Here is a 19,235-nt window from a genome sequence, read left to right on the forward strand (position 1 = left end):
AATTCACCTCGAAAACATTAAATCCTTTTTAATAGTTCTTTTTTTTAACATAAGTAATACAGGAATCATTATTGCAATAATCATCAAAAGACTCAAAGCATTGAATAGTAACAGAGCTTTTAAATCAAAACTACCAATCATGTAAAAAATACATGGTATCATCATTATTGGTAATAATATTCCAACGATTGTTAGTGTCACAGTCGATGACGTGAACTTTCTATCAGCGTAATCGTCTAGCTGTTCAATATTAAAAAAGTTAAAATGAGGATTATATACGCTAGGGATAAAAAGCAGTATATTAAAGGCTGCCATTACAATGAACTGATTTATTAGTATCCATATCATAACTATAAGGTCAGTAGAGGAAATCAAAAAAATCGCTATATCACTGAATAGAAGGGTTGTCCCAATGTATATGTTTGCTGTGAATATTTTTTTCCTTAATAGAATCCATAAATTATCAATAGTATATGAGTATAACAAGGCATTTTGACCTTCACCATCTAATGAAATTAAACCTTTATAAGATGAGAAGAAGCTTTCACAATAGAAAAAAACATGATAATAACTAAGAAGAAATATGAACAACACTCCCCCTTTTCCCTCAAATGAAACACCTCCTAATAATCCTGCAAAAACTCCAGTTAAAATCCAAAAGAGCAAATCTCCACCAAAACCGTTTATTTTTTTTAACATAAGGGGAGATCTATAAAATGTTTTTAAATAATTGGCGTTTTTCCTCACAATCCCTGTGTTAAACAAAAACCAATGATGTATTTTTTCCAAAATAGGTAAAATAACATAGCCTGTATTAGTACTATACGTATCAATTTTAACCATACTTATAGATTTGTAAACGAAGATGATTATAATAAAAATAACACATAAACAAATAAATAATACTAGTAAATTATCATGATACAGATTAATACTCCAAAAATTATGAGGAAGACCTACAAACCTTATAGGAAAAAATAATAATTCCTCGACCCTCTCAATCCCCATAAAATACCAATCATTTAATTCCTGTGAAGTAAATTCATTAGAAAAAAAAGGTGCTTGTTGGACCCAATTATATAGTTGAGATGCTGATAGGAATCCTATATAAATAGCGAGAAGTTTAGTTGAGATTAATTGAAAAATTAGAAATCTACCATTTATCCAATGAGTACGGTAAACCACGTATAAATAATGTAAACATGTAAATAATAAACTTAGAAATATATATAATAGAACTGAACTACATATATAAATGAAAATATCAAAAAAACTGGAGTTTGTTGCAAGTAACAAGGCTATATTTAATGACAATAGGTTCATTATAAAAGTTCTAAAATTCCAAGCTATTGATTCTAGGAATAAAAAGAAATTTACTTGTCTATCAGGCAGACCTAAGTGACTTTCTAGTAGAAATTTATCCTCCGAAAATTGAGCCCACCTGGAAGATTTGTAGCCAACGAACAAGCAAAAGATAAATAAGACTAACCAGTATAAGTTCCAAAAATAGATTTCATTATTTTGTATTATAGCTAATTCCTGCAAAAAGAATTTTATTATAGGTGTTTCACTCTCAAATTGAGTTATAGATCTATTTAATAAAACCAACTTAAATACTGAGTAATAAGCAACAGAGAAAAATAAAGCTTTAACACAGTCTATTAAAACAGCTATAAGACCTATGGTTGAACTGACTTTCCCTTTTGTGAAAAAAAAAGTACCCCACGTATCTTTCCATCTTATGTATGTCTTCCATTTTATCCAATTCCATAATACTCTCACGTTTATCACCGACTTTTAAAAGGAAGTTGAAATATATCCTTCAATAAATGCAGCTAATGATATCATTGTTATTATAATTATCGTATAGTTTAAAAATGGTCTTATTTGGATTCTATATCCTAAATAAAAAGTAAATCCATATAACCCAATAGCTCCTGACAAGATAAAGGCAGGTATTTCTAGTATAGCATGAGGTAACAATTTCATAAAAAATTCATTCAAAGGTATTCCTATACTAATTAAATCATTTACTCCTATACCCAATACAAACCCATTTAGCAATAAGTAGAACAATGTAGGAATTCCAAAGGTAACAATTCCCAACAATAATAATAGACAGATAGTTATATTATTTGTAAATAAGTCTAAAGTTAATTCTAAACCTGGGGTATGTATGTGATGCTAGTATAGTTTCATGGACACATCTAAGTTAAATTTTATACAATGAATTTCAAGGAGGATGTGTCCCATGCGTACCAGAAATAATGGCAAACGATATAACGATGATTTTAAAAAGATGGTTGTTGATCTTTATCAATATGGAAATTCTGTAAAAGATTTAAGCAGCGAGTATGGCGTATCAGATGTAACTATCTATAAATGGATTAAGGATTTAACTCCAATTGAAGGAACTGACGGTAAGGAGATCACTCCAAAAGAAGTCGATGCCATTGAAAAAGAGAACCTTCGTTTGAAACAGGAGCTTGAAATCTTAAAAAAGGCTATGGCCATATTCGCTCGAAAGTAAGTGACTCAGAACTAACTGAATTTATTACAGAACATAAAGATGATTATCCCGTTCGTACCATGTGCGAAATGCTTGATATACCGAAAAGTACCTACTACCAATCTTTGAATAAGACCGAGTCGAATCGCGATCATGAGAACCGTGAGTTCACGGAAAAGATTGTCCGGATTCATAAAGAAAGTAAGAAACGATATGGTGCGCCAAAAATACATGAAATCCTTGAAAAACAAGGTTACAAAATCAGTTTAAAGCGAGTTCAACGCTTCATGAAAAAAGCTGGTATCCGTTCTATTATCGTTAAAAAATTCCGTCCGACACCCAGTAAAGAAAAGGTGGAAGAACGAGAAAATATCATTAACAGAGACTTTTCTACGACAACAATCAACCAAAAATGGGTTGGCGATATCACGTATATTCACACACTGCGTGATGGCTGGTGTTACCTTGCATCTGTTTTAGACTTGCATTCTAGAAAGGTGATTGGGTACTCATTTGGACGTTCGATGACGACTGAATTGGTAGAGAAAGCTTTAGAAAATGCTTATGTCACACAGAAACCTAATGATGGCGTCATGTTCCATTCCGATTTAGGTTCACAATATACAAGCGATGCCTTTGCAGAAAAGATTCAGAGCTATAAGATGACGCACTCCTTCAGTCATAAGGGAAGACCCTATGACAATGCTTGTATCGAGTCTTTTCATGCAATTTTAAGGAAAGAAGAAGTAAATCATGTACAATACTTAGATTTCAACGCTGCGAGAGTAGAGTTATTTAAATATATCGAAGGTTGGTATAATCGTAAAAGAATACATGGCAGCATTGGCTATCTGACTCCACAAGAGATGGAAGATTCAGCGCTCCATCAAGCAGCATAACTGCACCAATTAATATTAGAACACGGCTTTACTTGGAGAGGTGGGCGTGGTAGGCTTTTGCCTAGCGTGTTTTACTAACCTTTCTTCTTTCGCAAATCACCACACCCACAGAGGATCCATGTCAAGTCTTCACATATATATTTAAGTAAAGCTTCAAAGCGCAATAAAAAGTTAACTTTTTTGTGTCCTAAATATTGACGTAGATCCAATGATTAACTCTTCTTGGTTTTTCACTATAGATGTATATTCTCCCATAAGATAACCAATTAAAAAAGAACTGCCAAATAACAATATTGATAAACCACATAACACCTTAAAATTAAAGAGTAACTTCATAATATCCCCCCTGGTTGCATAAAAAACATAGTAAAGGGCTAAGATAATAGTTTACCTCTTAGCCCCAACTAATGTGATTTAGACTAAACGAAGTAAATTAACCTACAATAGCTTTTTTCCCAGATTTACGAAGGGCCATTCTAAGCGCAGCTAGACCAACGCCCATTCCGCTAAGCATAGTCACGATAGATCCAATAGCCATTCCTGCGTCTACCATGTTTGCAGCTACCTTAGCCGCACTTTGTGGGATGCCAAGGGCTACTAGTGCATTTAATGTGTCTATCATTTATTTCACCTCCTTTCAAAGCAGTAATGTTGTCATAATACTTATAGTAAAGTAGAAGGAAAACGCAATAATAAAGCTAGACTTTAAGCTTTTTGTACTTCCAAAAACATATAAACCTCTAGCTATAATAAGTGCAGCCCAGACATCAAATAGTTCAAAAACGTTCATGGTTTGTAGTAATAAATCGTTTTCCGTAAATAGAGAACCTAAATATCCAAGACTAAATACTGACAGAATAGTTCCCTGAGAAGTCATACTTGTGGTAAAAAAAGAGTTAATTAGTAACCCGATAAATATGGGAATTTGAGAAAGAAGTACAAGATACATTAATTTTGCAATATTTATAGACCCAAAAAAAAACTTACTAATAAGTTTAAAAATAAGCGTCATTACCACCACATTAATAAAGGTAACGAACAATTGGAAAACTGTGATAATAGAAACTAGTAATCCTTGGGGAATATTCTCTTCTATATCAACCATTTGAATTAATAAATCTGAATTAATTAGGTTATAGACAACGATCCCCTGAATAATTGCCATAAATAAGATGATAACTGTTGTATTTACACTAGGCTTTCGAATCTTTTCCAAGGTATCTATAGGTTTATATAAAACTTTGAACCATTCAAACAATTTAGATATGTCCTCCTTTCTCAATTTCTACTATATCTTAGTTAATGTAATAATTAAACATTTTTTACAGAAAAATTACAAAACAATCAATAATTGTCAATGTTCGATTTATTAAAATAGAATATTTTCGAATTTCTTAATTAGATGTTAGCGTCACTGCTCCAAGCTTTTGATGGACATGGAAGTTTTAAATCAAGTATTACACATAAATGTAATAAACTAGATAAAAACATACATTTTTTATATTAACTTGATGGGATTTCCAATTTTTTATCATGATAAATGTAATGTTACCTTATGAAATATGATTTTTAATACATATTAATACATAAATGAAGAGGGGAAAACATGACCAAAAAGACCGCATTGTCAATGTACAGCCGTTACGGACAGCAGAAGAAATCTAAGAAATTTTAAACTGTCTATCAAGCGTGGCTATAAACGTACACCAAAATGTCAGAACTGGTACAGTGTGACGTGCTGATTTTCTTGATCGACAGGAATACCGGGTTAGGGCAAATGATTTAGTCTAAAAAGCGAGTTTATGATTTATGGGTAAGACGGAAAAACAGGCGTGAAGTGGATATAGCACGATACGGGACAAAATAGAACGGTATACAGAAGGCTGAACCCTGGACGAGTATTTATTTAAAAGTCAAAAAGGAGACGGCCATATATGATAACGAAAGGTCTACCGCATATTGGAGCTGCAGCGGTCTATATTGACACACATACATACGATGCGGAAAACATCGGTTATCACCATTCTAGTAATTTAAAGACGTAGACATATTGTAGGAATGTCCAGTTAAGTATTACAAAGCGCGTAGGCTAGATGAATAAATACGGCAAACAGGCTAGTATTAGTATGAGTTATATGGCCATTGATTATCAATACATTATAAAGTAACTATGAGACAATGGGTTAGCATTGATGGGCGTAAATCCAAAACAAAGAAAAAAAGACGGTAACTATTAAAAAGAAAACAGGAGTAGAATCCAGAATAATACTCAAATAAATATTGGGGCTGTCACAAAGGTTATTATTTTTGTGATAGCCCCACTTATTTATTTTTTAGCCCATCTAGCAAGCCATATGAAAGGAATAATAATTACAAAAGGTAAGCCAATGATTAAAAATGAAAAAGGTATGTAATATGCACTAATATCAAAAATACCAAAAAAATCATCTATATCGGTTTCATACCCAACAAGACTTGCATCTGATATAATTCTTGCAAAAGATATCATAATAAAACCAGATATAGTTAGAGAAAGACCGAAGTTAAACGCTCTGTACAGCATAATATATTCACCTTTCTATATAAACATCACGGATATTACACTAGGAAGTTAAAAAATTTGCTTATATTATACATCTTTGTACGAAGCAACTCAACCATTTCCTTCTATTTAACCCAAAAAATAACACAAAAATATGTATCAATTTTTCTATTAATGTTTTTTCCTCCTAACCATAATCAAAATGAGTCATGGGGAGGTAGAATTGCTACACAAACGAAGAACGGAAAATCCACGCAGGAGTTAGATATAGGTTGGAGAGAAATTAATCATAGGAAAATGAATATGTAAATTAAAATGTTTAAAACGTAATAAAGGGAGTGGCATGATTGATGATGTAGCTGTGCAAAACTTGCGAGTCTAAAGATAGAAATTCTTAAGTTTAACATTGTATATAAGAAAAGGCTCTGACATATCAATCATGCGTGATTTTTATTAAACGTCATAATTTATAAATAAGTGCATATGTTTAATTTAAAGGGGGAAAAAATAACTTCATAAATATTGGCGGGGATGGAGGCCATAAGAGTGAAAAAATATTATAAGCCGTTTTGGAGTTATGATGCAAAGAAAACAGAAAACTGGTTACAAATAATGGCATTGCAAGGTTGCTTTTTGGAAGATATACGACCATTAAAGCGATTATTTATCTTTCAAGAAGGGAACGATCCTCAGGTAATTCACTATCATATCGCTTATGATAAGACCAAGAAGCATTTGTTTTCTAATATCTTGCAACATAATGGATGGAGGGCGGTTTGCCATAAAGGCAGCTGGTGCATTCTTCAAAATAAAAGACACACGAAAGATTTAAAAGCATTCCCAATTCGGGATGGAATAATTAAGCGAAATCGTAAGTTGCTGTACTTTTATATAGGCTTGTTCATCTATCTATTTCTTACTACGATTCTATTTTTTACTCTGATCAGTATTACGGTGTTTTTTTATAATGATACACTCACCTTTTCTCCAATGTCATTTTGGTTGGCTGTCTCCGTTACTAGTATTATTTTATGGTTACTCACTATGTATTCAGCTGTGCGATTATATCAAACAAATAAGAAATTTTTATGAAAAAGTACCAATTTACAGGTACTTTTTTCTTTTACTTTGTATCTAAGGTGCTCTGTCAAGAGAGAAAGAGAATACGGAGAATCAAAGTGGGGATAGATCTAATCCTAATTTGTTAAACAATTAGTAGCGGTTGAGGAAAACATTGCTGAAATGAAGTTTTACCTGATCCCACATGTAACTGGCAGTAACAGCCTTACTTATGCTACGGGGTGAAACTTAGAGGGGATAAGAGGATCCAACTACAAGTTAAATGCCCAATTCTGTTCATTCTAATAATAAGCGGGAGGTAAAAGAAAGAAAATTCTCACTGATTGAAGATTTACTTTATATTTCTCGAAGGAACGCAAATAGATTTTAATCATAAAATATAAATAATCAATAAAAAAATGATTGACGTAATAACTAAATCAAGGTTAAAATGTGATGGTGGAATGATTTAAAGATAGAAAGGAGCCTGAAAGAGGAGATTTTTAGTTTAAAGCGCCAGGACTATGCATCGTTCGCTAACAAGCATAGTTGACGAGGTTGGAGGTTATCGAGTTTTCGGCGGGTGCCTCCCGATTGTTCATCTCAATCGTTACGCTTTTTCTTAAAACGACGAGGCAACTTGTTGGACAAAGGAAAAAGGCAAGATGATAAACAATCACGAGAAAGGGGCAGAACAACGCCCCCTATTTTCACTATTTGAAAGAGAAGGTTCGTTTGTCCTGCCCCTTTTTTAAGGAGGGCTTAATATGTGTGGAATTGTAGGATATATTGGACAGGATGACACGAAAGAGATTTTATTAAACGGACTGGAGAAGCTGGAATATCGAGGATATGATTCGGCGGGAATTGCAACTTTAAATGATCAAGGAGTTCATCTGTTTAAAGTAAAGGGCCGGATTGCAGCGCTAAGAGAAAGCGTTGATAACTCTATACATGCAACAATGGGAATCGGTCAAACCCGCTGGGCGACACACGGTGTGCCAAGTAAAGAGAATGCACATCCGCATCAAAGCGCGTCTGGCAGATTTACACTTGTTCATAATGGAGTAATTGAAAATTATCAGGACTTAAAAGCAGAATATTTACGGGATATTCATTTTGCAAGTGACACAGATACAGAAGTTATTGTTCAGCTGATCGAAAAGCTATTTACAGAAATAAATGATACAGCAGAAGCATTTCGAAAAGCAATGAGTCAATTAAAAGGTTCCTATGCCATTGCGATGATTGATCGTGAGGATCATGATACCCTTTATGTTGCTAAAAATAAAAGCCCATTATTAGTCGGTTTAGGTGATGGATTTAATGTTGTAGCTAGTGATGCTATGGCAACATTGAACTTAACGAATCAATATATAGAAATCCATGATCAAGAAATAGTACTTGTTCGTCGTAATTATGTGGAAATACAGGATTTAAATGGACAAATTATTCATCGTGAAGCTTTTGTTGCACAAATAGATGCTAGCGATATTGAAAAAGGAACCTATCCTCACTTCATGTTAAAAGAGATTGACGAGCAACCATTTGTTATGCGCAAAATTATAAATGAATATCAAACAAAAGATAACCAGCTAAAGCTGGATAAAAATGTACGAGAAGCAATGAATAATTGTGACCGTATTTATATTATTGCAGCCGGCACCAGCTATCATGCTGGCTTAGTTGGAAAAGAATTTATTGAAAAGCTGGCTAAAATTCCAGTAGAAGTTCATATTGCCAGCGAATTTTCGTATAATATGCCATTGTTATCAGATAAACCGCTATTTATTTTCATCTCACAAAGTGGCGAGACAGCAGATAGTCGTGCCGTTCTCGTGAAGATTAAAGAAATGGGATATCCGGCACTAACGATAACGAATGTACCAGGATCAACCCTTTCTCGTGAAGCGGATTATACGCTAAATTTATATGCAGGACCGGAAATTGCAGTTGCTTCTACGAAAGCATATACAGCACAAATCGCTGTCTTAGCTATTTTGGCTGTAGACACAGCAAAAACAAAGGGATTCTCAATAGATTTTGATCCTATGCAAGAGCTTGCGATCGCTGCTAATGCGATGGAAGTTCTAACTGCTCAAAAAGATACAATTGAAGAATTAACACGTAAATATTTAGATACTACTCGTAATGCTTTCTTTATCGGGCGCAGTACAGATTATCATGTATGTATGGAAGGAGCACTCAAATTAAAAGAGATCTCCTATATTCAGGCAGAAGGCTTTGCTGGTGGTGAGTTAAAGCATGGAACCATTGCTTTAATTGAAGAAGGAACACCAGTTATTGCACTAGCAACTCAAGAAAATGTAAATTATGCGATTCGCGGTAATGTACAGGAAGTAGTTGCTCGTGGAGCAAGTGACATGGTGATCAGTATGAAAGGTTTAGAGCAAGATACTGACGCATTTGTAATTCCGCGCGTCCATGAACTATTAACTCCGCTTGTTAGTGTAGTACCGCTACAATTGTTAGCATATTACGCTGCATTACATCGCGGCTGTGATGTGGATAAACCGCGTAACTTGGCGAAGAGTGTGACAGTGGAGTAAATGATGCTTTATTGATTAAATAATGTTGATTGACAATAAAATTGTTTAAAAAATATTAAAGTTGTTTAAATATGGAAGTTTAACATCCGTTCACTTATAATTAAAATAAGCGAACGGATGTTTTTGTTTTTTAAGGAGTGAGGGCAGCGGAAATCACGGTAAAAAAATATGGATTCTTCTGTTGCGGTAAAATACGGCTTTGTGGGTTTTTTGATTAAATTTTATTTCAAAGCACAGTCATTGTAAGTTTAAAATAAAGTTGCACTGTTTCGCCCCTTTGGATATGATTATCTAAAGGGACGTTTTTTTCGTTTAAAAGAAGATGATTAGCTATTATATGATAACTACTTTATGGAATATCGAAGTGACTTTGCTGTCTAACAATATGAAAGACTAACAGGATTTTTCTAAGAGTAACTTCTTGAGATTATTGGTTTAATGAAGGTGACAGGCTATAACGTAGGTGATAGTTAAGATGTGCTACAGTGAGGAAAGGTGGTCTATTCTATTTTTAGTGAAGTAGATAATTATTTATATAATGATAAGTGAATGGTGGACTGATTATGGGAAATATAAGAACAACAAAAGAACAAATTGCAGATTATTGGTTTAAGATTGTAGATAATGTGGATTGAGTGTAGATGCAAGTGAAGCCACTGAGAGATGTTGGAGATGTGGCTATGAGGCTCGGTTAGAACGTTGTCACATTGTTCCTGAAGCGCTAGGGGGTGGTGACGACTCAGCTGATAACTTAGTTTTTATTCGTAAACGCTTTCATATAGGGAATCCAAATGTAAGCGATCCTGAAATAATGTGGGATTGGATTAGAGCATATAGAACTCCTTTCTATGATACATTTTGGGCAATAGAAGGATTTAAAGAATATGAATTAATAACGGTAAATCTTTTGATGAGGAAGCTAGAGAAAGAAACATTAAGAATGTGGAAGTAATAAATAAATGAGGAATTTGAGAGAGCTTCATTTCATTTTGGTCATCTATACTTTAATAGGGCTACACTGGCTGGGATGATACGCATGGTGTTAAAAAAATATGACAAGGATGCTCTTTAAAAAATAATGAAATCAGTGTTAAGGAAGAAGAATACCGCGCTATCGCGCTCCTGAAGTGTACGAGTACTTCATCACTTGCGTCCGTTATTCCGATGCAACTCTAAATTGCGTCGATAAGCCAAGTTTCATGAAAATAAAAATCTTTACTCGGGAAAGTGGTTGTTTATAATATATAAAATTCTTTACTGATTTCAGCTGGTGTCCTACCCAAACCGGTCAGATTGTGGAGCTCGCTGTTGTGATATTGTCTATTATAACATCGGATTTTTAAATAATCTTATTCACTAGGAGAAGTATTATTTAAGAAAAGGGTGTTACTATGGAGCAATATTGGTATGTCAATTTAAATTAAAGTTGGATAGTTAAAATAAAGTTTGTTTAAAGATAACCTCTTCAGTAGTATATTCGTAAAAGCTTTTCTTTAAGATGAACTTATATAAATTTTGGCTTTATATATGAGGTAAATTTGTTACAAAAATGAGAGGTCAAGGGGGGTTGAATCGGATGATAGTTTCTTAAAGGATAAAATTGAATTTTTAGTAAAATTATAAAAATGATGATCTTCATAGAAAGGAAAAGTTGACTATGATGCAGATTGAGCCGTTACGACCGGAAAGTCATTACTTGTCTGAGGTTGTTTCACTATGGAATGAAAATTGTGTAGAGACAGCGGATTGTAAGTTAACGAACGAAGAAATGAAAGCTATTCAACAGCAGCTTGCTTTATGTTGTCGGTCCGACTATGGAACCGTTCATATAGCACTTGATGGTGGACAATTAGTTGGTTATGGAGTTGCATCAATTAAAAAAGATATGGTAACTCAAGGGTATATGGGGTTAATAGACGAACTGTATGTAGTACAAGAATATCGTAAACGGCAAGTAGGACAAACAATTGTCAACAGCTTAAAAAAATGGCTGCTTGCAAAGGATGTTTCTAATATTCAAGTGTTTGTGGATGTAGAGAATATATCGGCACAAACATTTTGGAATAACATTGGATTTAATAAAGAATTTTATGTAGTGTCTGAAGATGAATAGCAATTTATTATAATGTAACTATCAATATGACTAACCCATCAAAAGTTTGAAATGGAATGGGAACAGATATCTACTAAATAAGAAGTTTTAAGGATATGGACAAATAAGGAAGTGCGCAGTGTTGATGAAGCCTACTATGATGACTATATAATTGATACAGCCAAAAAGTTGCATAACAAGAGAAAAAGCAATGAATTTATAAAATCAGCTCGACTTATTGGTGAAGTCATTGGACATTTGAATCAATATATCGGTGATGCTTTTTTTGAGTACAGAGTAAGATATTTGATCATGAATGGTATTTTTGAAATAGAAGGCGTTCCAAGAGCAATGAGGTTTTACAGCGTGAAACTCCGACAATCTTAAATCATTAGATTGAAAAGATGTATTTGGTGGTTAAAATAGAAATGCAACGGATAAATAAAAGAATGACTTTAAAATAAACGGGCACATATAGATAAAAAACTTGAAAAAGAGCGATTTTATCTATATGTGCTTTGTACTGCTTGGGAAATTATAAAATTTGTTTAATGTGGAGAATTTTTGTATTAAATTTTATATTTAGTAGCGCCTAGTAAACTTTGCTCTTCTTTAGACGAAAAGTCAATATCGGCATGCCACAGTTACCGGACATGTTTTCTTTATCTCACCAGTTCTCCAGTTTATACTGCTACTCTTTCTAGCTTCTGCCCTATAGCCCAAGTTACTTATACAACCCTTACATTTTTATAGTTAGATAGATTGTAGTTCTAATACATCTATTATAATGGTTTCCTTCTAATAGATAAGGCGGTAACTTCCTCATTTGTTTTCTCCTTTTTCCAACCATAAAAGTTGCTTTTTCATATCGAGTCCGCCTTGAAAGCCTGTCAGTGTTCCGTTTTTTCCAATAACGCGGTGACAAGGGACAATGATGAATATTGGATTGGCTCCAATAGCTGCTCCGACAGCACGTACAGCACGTGGCTTTCCAATGAACTTTGCAATATCTGAATAAGTAACTGTTTTTCCAAAGGGTATATGTTGCAAAGCTTTCCAGACTTGTTGCTGAAAGGGTGTACCATACAGATCGACTTTTGATCCAAACTCTTGCCGATTTCCTTCCAAATATTCCTTCAGTTCAGTTATGTATGGGGTCAGTATATTTTCATTTTCTTCCACTTTTTCATTTGGCAAATATTTTTGAAAAAATGGTTTCATTTCATTTGCTGCTAAATGGTGTGGGCCTAAATAACACAATCCATTCCCCGTTGCGGCTGCATCAAAACTCCATCCATTATGATGAAACGTTGTGGAATAAACGGTCATTTTCAATCGCCTCCTGAATTTAGTATATTGGGTCATTTTACTATAATCTAAGCCTATTATTCCAGCTGCTCCTTTCCAAAAGTTATTCGGTATTGTTTAGGGGTTTTCCCTGTTTGTTGTTTGAATAAGGTAATGAAATAGGAAGTATTCGGTAATCCAACTTTTACACCAATTTCTGCAATAGAGCGGTTGGTTTGGATCAATTCCCGTTTTGCATGCTTTATCCGTACACGCTGGATATAATCGGCTGGTGACATCTCTGTGATTTTTTTAAACGTTCTTTGTAAATGGTAAGGGCTGCCATGACAATGGTCCGCTAACAGAGCTAATGTTAATGGTTCGTGGTAATGCTTGTTAATATACGTTTTAATTTGCAGAACCCATTCCTCATCTGGCATTCGTAATTGGCATGGTTTACACCGTTTGCAAGGACGAAATCCTTTTGCCAATGCATGCTGGGCATCTTTGAAGATACGAACATATTCCTTCTTGGGATTTCGCGATTTACAGGAGGGACGACAGAAGATGCCCGTTGAGCAAACACCGTATAGAAAGACATGATCATAAGAAGTGTCATTTGTTATAATGGCTTGCCATTGCTCTTCTGTTATGGAGCTTCTCATCTTTTCACCTCTTTTATTCATTTTTATTATAACGGCTTTACTTGTCTAAATGAATGGTTTTAAAACATCGTCGCAAGATAATGAAACTTTTAGAAAAATGATTGATGTAACTATAGAAACGTAATGGGGGAATTTGACTAACAGATTTATGGGAAAAATAAGTAGGTGGAGAGGCGCACGAAGAAAAGCATTCTTCTAATCAAGGACAAGAAGGTCTATTGCATTTTAAATGTATTATATCACCTGCGTTACTCATAGCCAAAACGAGGTTAAAGAACTATGATAGTTTAATAAGCAGAAAGTCAATCAAAAAATGTTATTTGCTGAGGGGAAAATTATTATGGATGAACGCTATGTAATTACGGAAGAAGAAAAGAAAAAGATATTAGAGGTATATTTTAAACAGGGAATTGATGAGAGACTGGATGTTTTTCCAAGTAAGGAAAAAAGAAAGTTAATTGTAATGAAAATATTTCAAGGCATTTTGAACCAAGTATTATTTACTCAGAAATGGAAGTGAATGAGATATTAAAAGCTATATACAGTGATTTTGCTATTCTTAGAAGGTATTTAATTGACTATGAATTTATGGAGCGTAGCAGAGATTGTACCAAATACTGGGTGAAAGATTAGTTAGCATATCTATTAAATTAAAGGGGGTGTATTTAAAGTAAACTAAAATAGCTGAGTATAGGTGAGACAAGTAGGAGGATGTATGTATAGGCATTATATTTAAATAAATGCTAAATCAAATGAGTAATTTATATTGGTACTATATTTACTGTTGATAAGACTTTTTATAGTAGCCACGTATTAGTGTTAATTATAATTAGATTAAGGATGCAGAAATGGAATATTGGAATTTAGTTGGAAATCCTACTGGAGAAATATATCAACAATTAATAAGATTGCTCTGTGACAATTCAGATAAGTTCTATTTTGTAACGAGAAAAGAATTGAAGTACAGTCAAAAGGTATTGGATAAATTTGCGCTTTACCTAATTGAAACTTATAAGGCAAAGGAATGGGCTCATACGATAACGAAAGGCCCAGCTGCAACGATCTATGTGATAGAAGCCAATCAAGATACAGCAATCAGCAAATGCGCTTTATGATTGGGTAGCACCAAATTTGCCAGAAGACTTAACCTTTACTAAGAATAATTTTGCATGGTTTTCATGTACCACTCATGAAGAATGTGGGGGATTTTCTATCCGCTCTGAGTACTATCGGAATTTACTTCATCAAATACCGGGTTTAAACATTGAGAGAGAAGAAGATTAGCTGTATATATTTTTGACCAGGAATTATAAGCTTTTAATCGGGTAGCTGTAGATGAAAAGGAAAAAAGTTTATGAGAGGGGAAAAATAAAACAAATTCGTTTAAGGAGTTGGTTACTGGAAGTTGATATGAAAAAGAAAGGGATTTTTATAGCAAGGATATAGAGCTCTGTTATTACTTATCTTGTCAAATTATATGGAAACTTGCAGGTATTTAGCTTCGCCTGCTTTAGAGATATTTCAAATATTTGGAATCAATCCACTTAAACCAATTCGCCTATCGGAGGTTGGTGAAACGCAAAGAGAGGATTACGTTTATACATTAGTCTTGGTAAAATAATCGAGGGAGATTATGGTATGGATTCAGATTGGGATAATCCAAACACAATAGAAGTTGAAAATGTTACTTTTGATTTGATAAAGATTTAATATTTGTGCTGAGGATATGCCACTCCCTGTTTTGCAACTGAGCTTTAAAACAGAATGGACTTGGTTATTAAATGAAGACCCGATAGCTAATATTTCTTGACTTATTTCATGAAGGTTTTTTTCTTTATATCTTGACCTGCCCCTTAGGAAGTGCATTAGAGTAAAAGCAGGAGGTGGGAAGATGAAAATAAAAGACGTTTGTGCACAAACAGGTTTAACTAGAAAGGCAATTGAATACTATGAATTGAAAGGATTAATCGACCCGATAAAAGAAGAGAACGGTTATCGTTTTTTCTCAAATAATGATGTAAAAACTTTAAAGGAAATTTCCTTATTAAGAAAACTGGAATTATCTACAAGTGAAATTAGTGAAATTTTAAATTCTAAAGAACCTAATCAAGTGCTATTACAAGTGCAAGAAACAAAACAGTTGCAGCAGTCAATGTTACAAAGGAAAGTAGTTTTGTTGAGGAAATTAGTTGAAGGCCATCATCCGAGCGAGATTAACAAGGAATTAGAGGCAATGGAAAAAAGTTTATCCATAAAAGAGCGATTGTTACATAAATTTCCTGGATACGTTGGCAAATTATTTATCCTTCATTTCGGTACATATTTGGAAGTTCCCATAGAGACTACTGAACAAGAAGAAGCGTATAATGAAGTGATTAGATTCTTAGATAATCTGGAGGAAATGGAACTATCAGTGGAAATACAAAAACTATTGAATGAAGTAACTTTATTGATGACTGATTTATCCATGAACGATGAAGAGATTTCGAACTGGAATAAAGAAAAGATAGAGTTTGTTAATAACCCGAAAACTTGGATAAGAGAAAATAAATCTATCATCCAACAATATAATCGTATAAAAAACACGGATGAATTTTTGAAATTCAAACCACTTTCTAATCGTTTAAAACAGTTTATGCAATCAAGTGGATATTATAATATTTTTATTCCTGCAATGTGCAAGTTAAGTCCTGACTATGCTAAATATCAAGAACAGCTTTTAAGTGTAAATAACAAATATAAAAGTGAGATTTCAGAAATGTGAAAAGAAACGGGTTATCAAAACACAAAGATTTTATTTTAAGACTTTATGATCAATCAAGCGGTGCTCTTGGAACATTTGATAGAGGGAGAATTCATTTCTATATTGCAAAGCTGACCATTAGGTTATACGTTTGTTATCAATGATTATCAGTACAATAGGAAAAACTGGTCATGAATATCCTAAAAAAAACGGTGTAAAAGGAATTCTCCTGCATAGGAGAACAAAGTTTACAGTATACATCCGTCACAAAAAGACCTATTACATAATCTTATAAATTAATGTAATAGGTCCGTTCCAAAACTACTGTTCTTTTAATTTATATCTTCTATATATGAAGATAGCTGCACCAATGATAACTAGTAAGCTGCCAATTAATAATGTCGTATAGATTGGTGTTGCGGTATTCGGCAACTGTTTTCCTCCTATACCTTTATTAATCGTATTGTCAACCATCATGCTACCACCTTTTTTATTATCATCCTTTACTCCCGGCTTGTCATCACTCGCTTTATCGGGAGTTTCGTCTTTGTTATCAGGTTTTACTGGTTGTTTAGCGTCCTTTGGATTTTCAGATGTTGTCGGTGTTTCATTAGGATTTTCAGGATTTTTAAGTTCTTCCGGGCTTTCAGGTACTTCATTACGAGTGATATCGATAATTCGTCCTTCACGAATCGGATCCACTTTTCTATTTAAATACTTTTCATTAACCATATAATCACGAAGCTGCTGCCAATCGATTTCACCGATATTTTTAACTCGTCCGGCGGCATAAATTTTGGCAAATGTATCAAACCCGTCTCCACCTTGAGCAGTAAATTGGTTTGTTGTTATTATATATTTTACTTCCATGTTAATTGGAACGTATGTATCATCTTTTTTTACTTCCATGTTTAGCACTCTATTTCCAGCTTTTTTGCTGCTGTCATACATAAACTTCATACCAGATACGTGTAAAAACCCCCCGTTTTCAGCTGGTGCCAGACGTACACTATGTTCGAGAATTTCTTTCAGTTCACTACCAGTAACACTTGCTACAACGGGATCGTTTCCGAATGGGAGTATTTCAATGATTTCACCAACTGTAATTTCACCTTTATCGATTGGGGCACGGATACCACCGCCATTTTGCAGGGCGATAACGGTTTCGGGAAATTTTTCTTTTGCTTTAGCTAACATCGCGTCTGTAACTAAGTTTCCAAGTTCTGTTTCATTTGCGCGAACACTGTCATCCCCTGGTTTTTCTTGCCGTGGGTTAGAGATGTCTTTTAGAGCAATAGCTCCACTTGGTTCATTTCGAATGGATTCGATTTTATCGCTATATGGCTTTAGTGCCTCACTTATTTTACGATCTGCTTGTTTTTCTTTTACAGGGATCAATTTACCATGATGTTTTTGAAGGACTCCTTCCTCATCGAAAACGACATCTAATCGTCCTAAATTCTCAGCGTATTGACCTGCTTGTACAATTACTGTAGGGTCTTTGTCATTGCCATTATTATCTTTTGTAACGGTAACAGGCTGTTGTAATGCAGTATGAGAGTGACCGCCGACAATAACATCAATTCCGTTAACTTCTGCTAGGTTTAAGTCATTTCCTACTGCTGGATTACTATCATAGCCTAAATGAGTTACTGCAATGATTTTATTAATACCTGCATCCTTCAATTGTTTCACTGCTTCTTTTGCTGACTGTAGATAATTTTTAAATTGTACATTCATTGGGCTGGAAATGGCTGCTGTATCTTCTGTAGTTAATCCAAAAATACCTACCTTTTCACCATCGATATTTTTCACTATACTATGATACGTTTTTCCACCGGTTGCATTTTCAACAGCAGGTGTTGCATGTACAAAATTTTTCATATGAGTGTCTTTTGAAAAGTCAACATTTGTTCCTAATAAAGGGAAGTTCGCACCTTTAACGAATGCTGCTAATGACTGATGATTTCCTTCTTGTGAACCTAAGTCAAATTCATGGTTACCATAAACCATTGCATCGAATCCCATTAAATTCATTAATGCTAGATCTGCTTGACCTTTATATTCATTAAAATATAATGTACCAGAAAAAACATCGCCACCATGTAAAAGCAGAGAGCTGCCTTCTTCACGGATTTCTTTGATAGCAGTGTACATGTTTGGCATATTATCTAAATGGGCATGCGTATCATTCATATGCATAACGGTTAACTCGAAGTTTTCTTCAGAGGAAGATGAAATAGATTCAACATTAGCTTGGGATTTGTTGTCGTTTGGACGTGTTACACTTGTTGGTTGTTCATTCTCTAATTCTTGCAGTTCGGTTTCTTTGGACGCTTTTTCCTTTGTTGGCTCTGCTGTTTTTTCTGTATATGTAGTTTCGTGATTCGTTGGTTGTTCATCAGCTTGTGCCTCTTCATTAGGATCGGTTTTATTTTCTGTTTCCGTTACATCTTGCTGTGGTATGCTAGCTTCAGCTTGAGTGTACTCTTCTGGATTATTTTCCTTAATGGGTACTTTCGATTCAGCAAATAATTGCACTGGCAACATCAAAAAGAATAGTATTAAAGTTAGCATAAACTTTACGATTAAACTACGAAACAACTTATTTTTCACTGCTAGATTCCCTCCTTTTAATTTCTATCATAAGCTCAAATGTATTAGGTTGATGTAATTATTGAGTTAAAATTTTGTAAATTTGTAGTAAAACCTCCTCCTATTTGAATTAAACTCTCGTACTCTATTATTAATTTCAATTTTTGCTTGTAAAGTCCTGCCAAAATGTGCAATATTTATCTAAAGTTCTTCATATTCCCTTAAATTGTGAGTTTAAAAAGAGTTTAAAAAGATCGTGTTCATCTCAGGTCTT

Annotated in this window: 18 protein-coding genes; 10 read left to right on the plus strand and 8 right to left on the minus strand. The window is 34.0% G+C overall.

From position 1 onward, the window contains the following. Window positions 1–3: 3 nt before the first annotated feature. Complete coding sequence (locus tag JNUCC74_RS01650) at window positions 4–1,782, minus strand: hypothetical protein (RefSeq protein ID WP_454066659.1); 1,779 nt, start codon at window positions 1,780–1,782, stop codon at window positions 4–6. 15 nt (window positions 1,783–1,797) lie between these two features. After that, window positions 1,798–2,178, minus strand: a complete 381-nt coding sequence (locus tag JNUCC74_RS01655; protein WP_454067807.1) for a stage II sporulation protein M — start codon at window positions 2,176–2,178, stop codon at window positions 1,798–1,800. 73 nt (window positions 2,179–2,251) lie between these two features. Between JNUCC74_RS01655 and JNUCC74_RS01660 the strand changes: the two genes are divergently transcribed. Then, a protein-coding gene (locus JNUCC74_RS01660; RefSeq protein WP_454066467.1) for an IS3 family transposase occupies window positions 2,252–3,408 on the plus strand; the annotation gives its coding sequence in 2 pieces (ribosomal slippage) (window positions 2,252–2,492 and window positions 2,492–3,408; 1,158 coding nt in all). A 433-nt stretch (window positions 3,409–3,841) separates the two neighbouring features. On the opposite strand, the gene JNUCC74_RS01665 is transcribed toward JNUCC74_RS01660, so the two are convergent. From JNUCC74_RS01665 to JNUCC74_RS01675, 3 genes are all read right to left on the minus strand, one after another. Next, on the minus strand, window positions 3,842–4,030 hold the full coding sequence (locus tag JNUCC74_RS01665; RefSeq protein WP_077319153.1) for a hypothetical protein: 189 nt from the start codon (window positions 4,028–4,030) through the stop codon (window positions 3,842–3,844). Between the two features lie 15 nt (window positions 4,031–4,045). Further along, a complete protein-coding gene (locus JNUCC74_RS01670; RefSeq protein WP_179104345.1) occupies window positions 4,046–4,666 on the minus strand; it encodes a YIP1 family protein in 621 nt (206 codons plus the stop codon). 1,068 nt (window positions 4,667–5,734) lie between these two features. Beyond that, the gene (locus JNUCC74_RS01675) at window positions 5,735–5,971 is read right to left on the minus strand and encodes a hypothetical protein (RefSeq protein WP_454066660.1); all 237 of its coding nucleotides are present in this window, start codon (window positions 5,969–5,971) and stop codon (window positions 5,735–5,737) included. A gap of 525 nt (window positions 5,972–6,496) precedes the next feature. Here JNUCC74_RS01675 and JNUCC74_RS01680 point away from each other — a divergent pair. The 5 genes from JNUCC74_RS01680 (at window position 6,497) to JNUCC74_RS01700 (ending at window position 12,058) form a co-directional block, all read left to right on the plus strand. Next, window positions 6,497–7,042: a DUF2812 domain-containing protein gene (locus tag JNUCC74_RS01680; RefSeq protein ID WP_454066661.1), complete on the plus strand. Its 546-nt coding sequence runs from the start codon at window positions 6,497–6,499 to the stop codon at window positions 7,040–7,042. 734 nt (window positions 7,043–7,776) lie between these two features. Further along, window positions 7,777–9,579 (plus strand): glutamine--fructose-6-phosphate transaminase (isomerizing), encoded by a 1,803-nt coding sequence (gene glmS, locus JNUCC74_RS01685; RefSeq protein WP_454066662.1) that lies wholly within the window; start codon window positions 7,777–7,779, stop codon window positions 9,577–9,579. Between the two features lie 631 nt (window positions 9,580–10,210). Further along, on the plus strand, window positions 10,211–10,531 hold the full coding sequence (locus JNUCC74_RS01690; RefSeq protein WP_454066663.1) for a hypothetical protein: 321 nt from the start codon (window positions 10,211–10,213) through the stop codon (window positions 10,529–10,531). 705 nt (window positions 10,532–11,236) lie between these two features. Then, window positions 11,237–11,692 carry a GNAT family N-acetyltransferase gene (locus tag JNUCC74_RS01695; RefSeq protein ID WP_454066664.1) on the plus strand — a complete coding sequence of 152 codons (456 nt, stop codon included), beginning with the start codon at window positions 11,237–11,239 and terminating at the stop codon, window positions 11,690–11,692. Between the two features lie 93 nt (window positions 11,693–11,785). After that, complete coding sequence (locus tag JNUCC74_RS01700; RefSeq protein WP_454067808.1) at window positions 11,786–12,058, plus strand: DUF3658 domain-containing protein; 273 nt, start codon at window positions 11,786–11,788, stop codon at window positions 12,056–12,058. Between the two features lie 435 nt (window positions 12,059–12,493). On the opposite strand, the gene JNUCC74_RS01705 is transcribed toward JNUCC74_RS01700, so the two are convergent. Beyond that, the gene (locus JNUCC74_RS01705; protein WP_454066665.1) at window positions 12,494–13,000 is read right to left on the minus strand and encodes a methylated-DNA--[protein]-cysteine S-methyltransferase; all 507 of its coding nucleotides are present in this window, start codon (window positions 12,998–13,000) and stop codon (window positions 12,494–12,496) included. Window positions 13,001–13,056: 56 nt separating this feature from the next. Then, window positions 13,057–13,623 (minus strand): bifunctional transcriptional activator/DNA repair enzyme AdaA, encoded by a 567-nt coding sequence (locus tag JNUCC74_RS01710; protein ID WP_454066666.1) that lies wholly within the window; start codon window positions 13,621–13,623, stop codon window positions 13,057–13,059. Between the two features lie 340 nt (window positions 13,624–13,963). Between JNUCC74_RS01710 and JNUCC74_RS01715 the strand changes: the two genes are divergently transcribed. The 4 genes from JNUCC74_RS01715 (at window position 13,964) to JNUCC74_RS01730 (ending at window position 16,387) form a co-directional block, all read left to right on the plus strand. Further along, window positions 13,964–14,143, plus strand: coding sequence for a hypothetical protein (locus JNUCC74_RS01715; RefSeq protein WP_454066667.1), 180 nt, complete (start codon window positions 13,964–13,966; stop codon window positions 14,141–14,143). Further along, complete coding sequence (locus JNUCC74_RS01720; protein WP_454067809.1) at window positions 14,122–14,256, plus strand: DUF2087 domain-containing protein; 135 nt, start codon at window positions 14,122–14,124, stop codon at window positions 14,254–14,256. Before JNUCC74_RS01715 ends, JNUCC74_RS01720 begins: the two co-directional genes overlap by 22 nt. Before the next feature lie 215 nt (window positions 14,257–14,471). Further along, window positions 14,472–14,738, plus strand: coding sequence for a hypothetical protein (locus JNUCC74_RS01725; protein WP_454066668.1), 267 nt, complete (start codon window positions 14,472–14,474; stop codon window positions 14,736–14,738). A gap of 776 nt (window positions 14,739–15,514) precedes the next feature. Beyond that, window positions 15,515–16,387: a MerR family transcriptional regulator gene (locus tag JNUCC74_RS01730; protein ID WP_454066669.1), complete on the plus strand. Its 873-nt coding sequence runs from the start codon at window positions 15,515–15,517 to the stop codon at window positions 16,385–16,387. 300 nt (window positions 16,388–16,687) lie between these two features. Here JNUCC74_RS01730 and JNUCC74_RS01735 read toward each other — a convergent pair whose 3' ends face one another. Beyond that, window positions 16,688–18,982, minus strand: a complete 2,295-nt coding sequence (locus tag JNUCC74_RS01735; protein ID WP_454066670.1) for a 5'-nucleotidase C-terminal domain-containing protein — start codon at window positions 18,980–18,982, stop codon at window positions 16,688–16,690. Window positions 18,983–19,235 lie beyond the last annotated feature (253 nt).

Source organism: Cerasibacillus sp. JNUCC 74 (assembly GCF_053667775.1).